The 10663-nt window shown below is 68.6% G+C and carries 5 protein-coding genes; 1 reads left to right on the top strand and 4 read right to left on the bottom strand.

From position 1 onward, the window contains the following. Positions 1 to 402: 402 nt before the first annotated feature. A complete protein-coding gene (locus CFP71_RS33595; protein ID WP_093937971.1) occupies positions 403 to 4695 on the bottom strand; it encodes a GH92 family glycosyl hydrolase in 4293 nt (1430 codons plus the stop codon). Between the two features lie 239 nt (positions 4696 to 4934). On the opposite strand from CFP71_RS33595, the gene CFP71_RS33590 reads away from it, so the two are divergent. Then, positions 4935 to 6575, top strand: coding sequence for a tannase/feruloyl esterase family alpha/beta hydrolase (locus CFP71_RS33590; RefSeq protein ID WP_167406364.1), 1641 nt, complete (start codon positions 4935 to 4937; stop codon positions 6573 to 6575). Between the two features lie 83 nt (positions 6576 to 6658). Here the strand turns inward: CFP71_RS33590 and CFP71_RS33585 are convergent, their stop codons facing one another. The 3 genes from CFP71_RS33585 to CFP71_RS33575 are packed head-to-tail and all read right to left on the bottom strand — an operon-like array spanning position 6659 to position 10585. Further along, positions 6659 to 7321 carry an ABC transporter ATP-binding protein gene (locus tag CFP71_RS33585; protein WP_093937969.1) on the bottom strand — a complete coding sequence of 221 codons (663 nt, stop codon included), beginning with the start codon at positions 7319 to 7321 and terminating at the stop codon, positions 6659 to 6661. Then, a complete protein-coding gene (locus tag CFP71_RS33580) occupies positions 7321 to 8013 on the bottom strand; it encodes an ABC transporter ATP-binding protein (RefSeq protein WP_093937968.1) in 693 nt (230 codons plus the stop codon). The genes CFP71_RS33585 and CFP71_RS33580 overlap by 1 nt, the downstream gene beginning before the upstream one ends. Continuing rightward, complete coding sequence (locus CFP71_RS33575) at positions 8006 to 10585, bottom strand: FtsX-like permease family protein (RefSeq protein ID WP_093937967.1); 2580 nt, start codon at positions 10583 to 10585, stop codon at positions 8006 to 8008. The genes CFP71_RS33580 and CFP71_RS33575 overlap by 8 nt, the downstream gene beginning before the upstream one ends. Positions 10586 to 10663 lie beyond the last annotated feature (78 nt).

The following is a 10663-nucleotide window of genomic DNA, read 5'->3' as shown; positions in this document are numbered from 1 at the left end:
CGCGCACCACCTACGCCGGGCTCGTGCTCACCGTGCTGTCCGCGGCACTCGTCGGCTTCGGCATCCTTCGCGGCCGCCGTTCCGAATAGACGCGGGTGTCCTGTGGCGTGTCACGGACCGGCGCTCAGCAGGGGCGAGCGGGGGTGAAGGGGGCTTTCCCCTCATCGCACGCGCGGAAAGTCCCCTTCGCCTCGGGGTCCATGGGGTTCACATGGGTGGCGACGTGGCCCGGGTGTTGTGAAAGCCACTTTGGCAACGTTGAAGGTTGCGAAAGTGGCTTTCACAACACCCGGGTCGCCTGCTCGGCCGTACCCGGTCCTTGTACCCGCCGAAACACACCTCTGGTGATACGTGAAGGCCCCCTTCGCGCTTGAAGGGGGCCTTCACGTCCTTACCGGAGGGCTACAGCTTCGCGCACTGCCCGGCGGCCGGGCCGCGGACGGTGTTCTGCAGGTCGTAGTCCGTCGGAGCGGGGGAGTTGGCCGCGCACGCCAGAGGTCCGCCGATCGTGCTGGCAGTCAGCACCGGCCCCTTGTTGCCCGTCAACGCCACCGGTCCACCGATCTCGGTCAGCTCGATCGAGACCGGTCCGGTCGTCCCGGTGATCGCCACCGGACCGTTCACCTTCGTCCGGTCCAGCAGGATCTGCGCCGCGCCCGTCGCCGTCAGCGGACCGGAGATCGACCCGCCGCGGACGATCAGGCTCGCGCCCGACGCCACCGACACCGGACCGGAAACCTTCGCACCGTCCACACAGGTCACCCCGCTCTGCACGGTCAGCGGGCCCTTGCGTTCGCCGGTGACGGTCTGCGTGCACGCCGCGTCCGGCTTGCCCAGCACCTCGAACTCCGACAGCGACGCCTCCCCGCCCGTGGTCGCGGTGACCTCGAGCCGGTAGTAGGCGTAGTGCGCCGGGTTCGCGATCTTGAACGGCTTCGTCTGCTGGCGCCACTGGAAGGCCTGATCGGTCCGCTGATCCGCGACCGCCCAGGTCTTCCCGTCGTAGGAGCCCTTCAGCACCCAGCTCTTCGCGTCACCGGCACCCTTGCCCGAAGTCAGCGTGTAGTACGAACCCGCCTCGTTCGTCGACGGCACCTGGTACTGGATCGGCGCCTTGACCTTCGCCTCGGTCCGCGACGTGTTGTCGAAGAACGCGGCATCCGCGCCGGAGACCGGCTTGGTCAGGTCGTGCACCGGCGTCGGCACCGCGTCGCCCTTGGTGATCGACTTCGGCGCGTCGTCCGGGCCGGTGCCCCACGACGACGGGTTCGGGCCCATGTCGAAGTCGAGCGTCCCGCCATTGGCGATCGCCGAATGCGCCAGCGAGGTCGACGTCTGCGCCTTGCCGTTGACCTTCAGGCCCTGGACGTAGACGTTCTTCGCGCTGTTCTTCGGCGCGTTGACCACGATCTTCTTGCCGCCGGGCAGGTTCACCGTCGCCTTGGTGAACAGCGGCGAGCCGATCGCGTAGTCCGAGCTGCCGACCTGCAACGGGTAGAAGCCCAGCATGCCGAACAGCCACCAGGCCGACTGCTCGCCGTTGTCCTCGTCGCCGCCGTAGCCCTGACCGAGTTCGCTGCCGACGTACAACCTGGCCAGCGCCTCGCGGACCTTCGCCTGCGTCTTCGACGGCTGACCCGCGTAGTCGTACATGTAGAGCGTGTGGTGCGCGGCCTGGTTCGAGTGCGCGTACATGCCCATCCGGACGTCCCGCGCCTCGGTCATCTCGTGGATGATCCCGCCGTAACTGCCGAACTTCAGCCCCGTCTCGGGCGTGGCGAAGAATTCGTCCAGTTTGGACGCCAGCCCCGCCTTGCCACCGAACAGGTTCGCCAGGCCCTGACCGTCCTGCGGGACGGAGAACCGCATGCCCCACGCGTTGGTCTCGGTGTAGTCGATACCCCACACCTCCGGGTCGAACTTGTCCTTGGCGCGGGTGAACTTGCCCGCCGCGTCCCGGCCCTGGAAGAAACCGACACTCGGGTCGAACACGTTCACGTACTGCGTGGCCCGCTCGGTGAAGTACCCGTAGTTGTCCAGGTACTCCTGCTTGCGCGGGTCGTTCGCCGGAGCCTCGTCGTAGAGCTTCTTCGACATGTTCGCGATGGCGTTGTCGTTGACGTAGCCCTCGATCGCCCACGAGAACCCGTGGTCCGCGGTGTTCGGCGCGTACCCGAGGAACGTGCCCTCGTCGATGCCCTTCCGGCCGACAGCGCCGTTCGGCGGGGTCACGGTCGCGTTCTTGACCGCCGAGTCGTAGGCCGACTGGACGTCGAATCCCTTGACTCCCTTGAGGTACGCGTCCGCGAACGCGGCGTCCGAACTCGTTCCGGTCATCAGGTCCGCGTAACCGGGGGAGGACCAGCGTGAGATCCAGCCGCCGTCACGGTACTGCTGGACGAAACCGTCGACCAGCTTGCCGGTGGTGTCCGGGCTCAGCAGCGAATACGCCGACCACACCGTGCGATAGGTGTCCCAGAACCCGTTGTTGACGTAGAACTCGCCGTCGACCAGTTTCGCCCCGGTCTGCGTCGGTGTGTCCTGACCGGCCTTCGGCGACACCGGGCTCGCGTACTTCTTCACCGGCTTCTCGACCGTGCCGACGTTCTCGAAGCCCGAGTTCGGGTACAGGAACAGGCGGTACAGGTTGGAGTACAGCGTGATCAGCTGATCCTTCGACGCGCCCTCGACCTCGACGACCTTGAGCTTCTCGTCCCAGGTCTTCGCGGCGGCCTCGCTCACCGACTCGACCGACGCGTTCGGGGCGAGCTCCTGCGCCATGTTCTTCTTCGCCTGATCGACGCTGATCAGCGAGGTCGCGATCCGCATGTTCACCGTCTTGTCGGCACCCGCGTCGAACTTCAGGTAGCCGAGGACGTTGTCCCGCTTCTGGTCACCCGAACCGGTCGACAGCTTCGAACCGGCGGTCACCGGCTTGTCGAAGGTGGCGTAGACGAACATCCGCGTCGCACCGGCGGACAGCCCGCTCTTCACGTCGCTGTACCCGGTGATGGCCCGGCCCGCGGGGTCGAGGGTGAGCCCGCCGTTGTTGTTGACGTTGTCGAAGATCAGGTTCGAGTCCGCGCCCGGGAACTTGAACCGGTACAGCGCCGCGTGATCAGTCGGCGCGACCTCGGTCTTGATCCCGTTCTCGAAGTCGACGCCGTAGTAGTGCGCCCGCGCCGTCTCGTTCGAGTGCTTGAACGGCAGCTTCCGCGCCTCACGGTCCGGATTCGGCACACCGCTCGCGGTCGAGGGCAGGAACTGGAAGGTCTGCCGATCGGCCATCCACGGACTCGGCGCGTGGCTCGCGGAGAACGCCTGCAGCGCCGGGAGGTTCTGCTCGTTGTTGCGCGAGTGGTAGGAGTACATCCAGCTCAACGTGCCCGCGTCGGTCGTCGGGATCCAGAAGTTGAACCCGTGCGGCACCGCGGTCGCGGGCATGTTGTTGCCCCGCGAGAACGACCCGTTCGACAGCGAGCCGCGCGTGGTCAGCACGTTGTCGGACGGACGCAGGCTCGCCGGCGGCGTCGGGGTCGCCGACACCTTGATGTCGTCCAGCCAGCCCTGCAGCGAACCCGGGCCGGACGGGTTGTCGTAGCCGACCAGGATCCGGTCGATCGTCTTGCCTTTCGCGACCACGCCGATCTGCGAGCGCACCAGGTTCCACTGGTTGGTGTAGAGCACCTTGCTCGCACCCTGGCCCTGTGGCGAAAGCCCGAAACCGTATTGATCGACGGCGCCGAGCTGGCTCAGGTAGGTGCCGTCGGTGAACGCCAGGTCCACCGCGACGTTCGTGCTCGGATACTTCAGGTCGCCGCGGATGAACTCCGGTTGCACCTTGTACGACAGCTCCGAGGTCGCCGCCACCGGGATGTCGACGTCGAAGATCTTGTTGTACGACCAGCCGTGCCCCTGCGCCTTGTGGCTGCCGGAGTAGCGGAACGCCCGCGTGCCGGTGAACCCGACACGGTTCTTATTCGTGTAGCCACCCGTCGGGCCGCTGTCGGCGAAGCTGCGCATGTTCGGCAGCGCCGGCGGGGCGGGGTCCTCGTTGGCCAGCAGCAGCTCCGAGAGCTGCATGATGTCGCCGCCGTTGTTCTTCGTGACGTTCAGCCGGAAGAACTTGTAGGCCGCGCTCGCCGCGGGAAGGCGGTACTCCTTGGTCTGGAACCGGTCGGAGAACTTCTGCCCGGTCTGCTTGTCCAGCTCCGTCCAGGACTGGCCGTCGGAGGAGCCCTGGAGCGTCCAGTCCTGCGGGTCGCGGTTGTCGAAGTCGTTCGCCGAGGACAGCGCGTACCGCGTGATCGACGTCGGTTCCGACAGCGTGACCTGCGCCCAGCCGGTCGGGGTCCAGGCGAGCCACTTGGTGTCGGTCGAGCCGTCGACGAGGTTCGACACGGCCTCGTTCGGGGTGTTCTCGCTGTTGGCGGAGGTTTCGGTGACCTTGCCGCGGATGTCACCGGGGATGGTGGTGGCGTTCGCGCCGTCGACGCCGAAGGCCTTCGGCTTGCCAGACGGGTCGACGTCGACGGTGTCGCTCCACGTCGGCTGCGGTTCACCTTGTTCGAAGGAGGAGTAGAAGTCCGGCGGGGCTTCTTCGGCCGCGGCGGTGGCCGGGAGGGCCATCAGCCCGGATGCCACGATCGTGGCGCTCAGGAGGGTGCAGACCAAAGGTCTGACGCTTCGGGGCATCGTTGCACCAATGCTTTCTCGCGGGGGCATGCTGGGCGCCGCACAGGCAGGGGACCGGTGGCGCCCAGAGAGAAAAACTCGGGTGTGACATCGATGTCAAGACACTCGGACAAACCTGGCCCGAACTGGACAACCCGGATGCCCCTGCGAGCCGTGCCGAAACACGGTGGACAACGCACAGAGGCCGGGCCAGGGTGAATGAGCAAACCAAGAGCGATCCGGGGAACTGGGGTGGGGAAATGCGGCGGTTGTCCATGCTCGGCGTGGCGGCGCTCATCACGGCAGGCTCGATACTCACGGCTCCGGCGGCCACCGCCGGCGAAACGACCTTCCGCCCGGTGCGCACCTGCGCCGACCTGGTGCGGACCTACGACCTTCCCGGCGCGGTCACGCACGTCGAGACCGCGACGGTGGTGCCGGCGACGGCGACGGAACCGGAGAACTGCGACGTCCGCGGTCACGTCGAACCCGCGGTGAAGTTCCAGCTGCGGCTGCCGACCAAGACCTACGCCGGCCGCTATCTCCAGTTCGGCTGCGGCGGGTTCTGCGGCAGCGTCGCGACTCCGCCGTTCGCCGACTGCGGCCTGCCGCACGGTGGCGACGTCGCGGTCGCGGCCACCGACGACGGCCACGTCGGCACGACACCGAACGTCTTCGACGACGGCAAGTGGGCCGAGAACGACCAGGCCGCCCGCGACGACTTCGCCTTCCGGGCACCGCACGTGGTCTCGAAGGCGTCCAAGCGGCTGATCACCGCGTTCTACGGCGCTCCGCCGCGGAATTCCTACTTCAGCGGCTGTTCCGACGGCGGACGCGAAGCACTCCTGCTGGCGCAGCGCTATCCGCACGACTTCGACGGCATCGTCGCCGGGGCACCCGCCGGATACTGGGGCCCGCTGATCGGCGTCTACCAGACCTGGCTCGCCAAGGTGAACACCGGCGCCGACGGCAAGCCGATCCTGACCGGTGACAAGCTCCCGGCCTTGCACGCCGCCGCACTGTCCTCTTGCGACAACGTCGACGGACTCGGCGACGGCGCCATCGACGACCCGCGCACCTGCCGCTTCGACCCGGCCACGATCGCCTGCCCGGCGGGCACCGACAACGCCGGCTGTCTCACCCCGGCACAGGTCGTGGCCACCAAGAAGATCTACGCCCCGCCGACCGACGAACGCGGCCGCAAGCTCTACCCCGGCGGCCAGACCGTCGGCTCCGAGCTGTCCTGGTACGGCTGGACCATCCCGGCGCCGGAGTTCGGAGGCGCCGCCGCGTACGGGCTCGCCGACAACTACCTGAAGTACATGGCGTACCCGATCGGGACACCGCATTCGTCTGTCGAGAAGTTCGCTTTCACCGCACGGGAATTCGACCGGCTGACCCCGGAGGGCATCCGCTCCAACGCGATGTCGACGGATCTGCGCGAATTCCGGCGTGCGGGCGGGAAACTCGTGATCTGGCACGGCTGGGCGGACCAGGCGATCCCCGCCGCGGGCACCCTCGACTACTACCAGCGGCTCACCCGCGCCAACGGCGGCCTCGCCGCGACGCAGGACTGGGCGCGGCTGTTCATGGTGCCGGGCTTGTACCACTGCGCGACCGGCGACAAGCTGACCGAGTACGACCCGCTGAAGGAACTGGTCTCCTGGGTCGAGCGCGGTACCGCGCCGGACCGCACGATCGCCACCGGCCGCGACGCCGACGGCAAGGTCTTCCGCACCCGGCCGGTGTTCCCGTACCCGCTTCAGGCCAAGTACGACGGCACCGGAAGCATCGACGACGCCGCGAACTTCGTGCCTGTTGCGCCTTCGCGGCCTTCGCACGATCTCGTGAACTGGGCGGGGAACGACCTGTACGGCAAGTCCGGCCCTGTCGCTCCCTGAGTTCCGGCTACGTAAGTGTCATGAAGGGTCCCCTTAAGACGAAATTTGTCCTAAGGGGACCCTTCATGACATCCAGGGAGGCGCTACGAGAGAACGCCGTCCAGCAGCCGTACCCGCCGGTCCGCGATCCGGTGCACCTCATCGTCGTGCGTAGCCACGATGACCGCGGCGCCCTCCTCGGCACAGCGCCGCAGCAGCCGGAGCACCCGCGGCGTGCTCCCGGCATCCAGATGCGCCGTCGGCTCGTCGGTGAGCAGGACCCGGGGCCGCCCGCTGACCGCCCTGGCGAGCGCGACCCGCTGCTGCTGCCCGAACGAGACTTCGAGCGGATAGCGGTCGCCGAGGTCGCCGATGCCGAGTTCCTCCAGCAGTTCCGAAACCCGCGCCTGGATGGCCTTCGCACTGGGCTTGGGCACGTCGGACCGCAGGCGCAACGGAAGCGCCACGTTCTCCGCGATCGTCAGCTCGTTCGCGAGACCCAGCGCCTGCGGCAGGACCGCGCAGGTGTGCCACGCCGGCGCGCCCGCTATCGGGACGCCGTCCAGCAGGACACTGCCGGAATCGGGCGAGTCGAAACCGCACAGCAGGGCCAGCAGCGCGCTCTTGCCGGAACCGGACCGACCGGACACGGTGACCAGTTCGCCCGCGGCCACGCTCAGTTCGAGCCCGCGCAGGACTTCGACGTCCCCGCTGGGATGGGGGAACCGGCGGCGCAACCCGACGGCTTCGAGGGCGGGTTCCGCCATCACGGCACGACCTCCCGTTCTTCGACCTTTTCGAGCCTGCCCTTGTGCATCCGCGCGACCCGGGTCCCGAGTTCGATGAGCCGATCGTCGTGCGAGGCGACGATGACGGCGAAATCCTGACCCGCCAAGTACCTCAGGGTGTCGAGCACCCGGTCGGCCGAACCTTCGTCCAGCTGGGACGTCGGCTCGTCGGCGAGGACGACGGTCGAGCGCCGCGCCAGGGTGCAGCCGAACGCGAGACGCTGCTGCTGCCCGCCCGACAGCGCGGAGATCTTCCAGGCCCCGGTCCCGCCGAGCCCGAGCTGGTCGAGGATGTCGTCGGGCAGGCATTCCGTCCCGGCCGACTCCGCCGCCGCGCGGAGGTTGTCGGCGACGCTCAGGTACCCGAGCAGATTATCGGTCGGGTTCTGGAACACCAGTCCGAGGTGGTTCCGCCGCAGCGCCCGCCGGTCGCGATGCCGCAGCGTGCCGGTTTCGGTTCCCTGGAAGGAGATCGTGCCCCGGACGGGTTGCTCGAACAGGCCGAGTGTCCGCAGCAGGGTGGACTTTCCGGAACCCGACGGCCCCGCCAGCACGGTGATCCCGCGCGCGGGGATGTCGATGGTGACGTCGTCGACACCGGTGACCGTGCCCGCCGGTGTCTGGTAGTCGACGCCGATCCCGCGCAGCCGGAAGATGGGTTTCTCAGGCACGGATCAACTCCGCGGTTCGGGCGGTGCGCACCGAGCGCATCGCGATCCAGCCTGCCAGCGCCACGACGAGCACGCCGACGGCCAGGACGGTCAGGGCCAGCGGGGTCGGGTTCGGCAACGCCGACCGCGGCGCCAGGAACGTCGCCGGATCGAAGCGCGGCACGGACAGGCCCGCGACCGAGATCCCGCAGACGACGCCGATGACCACCGCGAGCCCGCTAAGCGTGCCCAGTTCCATCAGATGGCTCGCCAGCAGCGCCCGCGGCCGCATCCCCATCCGCAGCACCAACGCGCCCGCCAGCGCGTTCTGCCGCCGGCGGACCTCGACCGCGACCAGCAGCGACAGCACCGCCACCACGCCGAGCACGGCGCCGAGCAGCGCCATGAACGAGAAGGTCCAGGACACGACGTAGAACGGAAGCGCGTCGAGCGCGGACTCACGGGTGACGCGGTTGACGGCGGTGGCCACTCCCACCGACGTCAGCGCCTCGGTCACCTGCGTCATCGACGAGCCGGACAGCAAGCTCCATTTCGGAACGGCGTTCAGCTGCGCGGCGCTGAGCGATTCCCGCGAGATCACATACCCGGCCTTGGTACCGATGATGGGGAACATCGGCATCTCGCCGATCGTCCTGGCCTCGGGGAGTCCGGCGGCCAGTGCGGGTTTCTGGTTGGCGTCGGTCCCGATCCGGATCGCCGGGATACCGGGGCCAGGGCTCGACAGGCTGCCGAGCAGCCGGTCGACTTCGGCGGCGTCGAGCCGGGCGAGCGTGGCGCCGCGCCGGAAGGTCCGCGGATCCACGACCAGCACGACGTTGCCGGTGCCGGTCAGCTCGCCGACGATCGTGGTGTTGCCGGTGATGCCGCTGGGAAGCGCGACCTTCCCGGTACCGACGACGCTTTCGGTGTCGACCCGGGTCTCGGCGCCGACGAAGATGGCCGACTTCGTCTGCAGGGCCTCTTCCTGGCCGCGGGCGATGCCGATGCCGGTCGCCAGGGTCCCGATGGCCAGCGTGCCGATCACGAGCACCCCGGTGACCGGTGCGCGGGCGCTGGCCAGCCGCCGGATCGCCAGTTGCAGCGCCGGCCGGGACCACAGCCGCGCACGATGCGAGGCGAGCAACCCGAGCCAGGCCAGCCGTGCGGCGAGGAGGCCGACGGTGAGCACGACGAACACCGGATAGGTGAGCGCGAGCGGGTCGACCTGGGGGAGCGGGTTGCCGAGCCGGGATCCCTTGCCGTAGTCGACGAGCCGGGTCCAGCCGAGCAGGGCGACACCGGCGGTCACCAGTTCCCACGGGAAGATCGCCAGGAGCTTCACGCCCTTGCGCCGTCCGGACCTGACCCTGCCGAGTTCGAACTCGCGGTGGGTGCGGAAGGCGATCACCCCGGCCAGCAGGCCGAGTGAAACGAGCAGGATCACGGCCGCGACGAGCGATCCCGTCAGCAATGCCCCGTCGCCCAGTTCGCCTGGTGGACCGTAGACCCCCAGCAACAGCCGGGCGAGTGCCGCGCCCGCCGCACCGCCGACGACGATGGGCAGCCCGAGTTCGGCCACGGCGAGCAGCCCCAGCGCTCCCGGTCCGCTGCCACGGGCGGACAACAGCCTCAGCTGCGGGTGCCGTCGCTGGTACCACTGCAAGGCGACCGTGCCGATCCCGGCGCAGCCGACCAGGATGCTGATCGCCGCGAGCGGCAGGATCGAGATCAGGACGTTCGATTCGGCCTGGTTGCTGATCTCCACCGAACGTTCGAACGGCAGCGACCCGACGACCGCGTCACCGAGACCTCGGGCACCGAGATCGGCCTTGACATCCGCGATGAGCGCCTTCGACCGCTCCAGCAGGTCCTCGGCCTCGCTGATGGTCTTGGGCGGAGTCTCGTAGAAAGACATGTGCAGCGTGGCGATCGCCGGGACGCCCAAGGTGCGGATCGCGTCGTCGAACGTCTTCCCGTCCGTGGCGAACATGACCGAGTCGAGTGGGTCGTTGGCGAGCCTGCTGACGACGGCGTTCCGCTGCTGCGAGCACCACCAGCGCGGCGCCGGGTCGGAGAGGTCGCGGTACAGCCCGGTCACCGGAGGGAACGGAGCGCCTTGAAGCTTCGGGACCGCCCCGGTCTTGATTCCCTCCGCCTTGGCCACGACGGTGCCCAGCAGAAGCCCGCCGGCGGCGGCTGTCCCGTCCACGAGGTCGAGGTGGCCTTGAACCGCCTGGTCTCGATGGGCGATGGTGACCTTGTAGTTGGGATCGCCGTTGAACTCGGTGCCCAAGAGATAAGGCGTGTAGCGGGAGGTGACCGGCTGGGCGAAACCGTGCGCCGGAGCGTTCCTGCGGACCGAGTCGATGACCTGCGGAGCGACCGCGGCCGGGACGTTGTCCTTGCTGAAGATCGGTCCGTAGTAGTCCGGGCACGCGAGGCCGGACTGGTACTTGACGGCCGCGCCACCCGCGGCCGAGGCCTGGAGGACGGCGGCGGTGCCGAGGAAACAGGCCAGCAACGCCGTCACCGCGGCGATGATCAAAGTCAAAGGGCTGCTCAAAGCCGCCCGCGGAGCCGCTCGCCACGGCATTGTCACCCTGGGCCCGCCGGGAGCCCCCCACCTCACCCGCATGGATACGCACGCTACCGGTCAAGGCGGCTCGGGGAC

Source organism: Amycolatopsis thailandensis (assembly GCF_002234405.1).
GTDB lineage: Bacteria > Actinomycetota > Actinomycetes > Mycobacteriales > Pseudonocardiaceae > Amycolatopsis > Amycolatopsis thailandensis.
Note: the sequence above shows the minus strand (reverse complement) of the source record. Positions and strands in the feature narration are given on the sequence as shown.

What these genes read in the sequence shown, in the direction of transcription:
- CFP71_RS33575 (WP_093937967.1), bottom strand. Translation starts at nt 10,585, where the DNA reads ATGCCGTGGCGAGCGGCTCCGCGGGCGGCTTTGAGCAGCCCTTTGACT.
- CFP71_RS33595 (WP_093937971.1), bottom strand. Translation starts at nt 4,695, where the DNA reads ATGCCCCGAAGCGTCAGACCTTTGGTCTGCACCCTCCTGAGCGCCACG.
- CFP71_RS33590 (WP_167406364.1), top strand. Translation starts at nt 4,935, where the DNA reads ATGCGGCGGTTGTCCATGCTCGGCGTGGCGGCGCTCATCACGGCAGGC.
- CFP71_RS33585 (WP_093937969.1), bottom strand. Translation starts at nt 7,321, where the DNA reads ATGGCGGAACCCGCCCTCGAAGCCGTCGGGTTGCGCCGCCGGTTCCCC.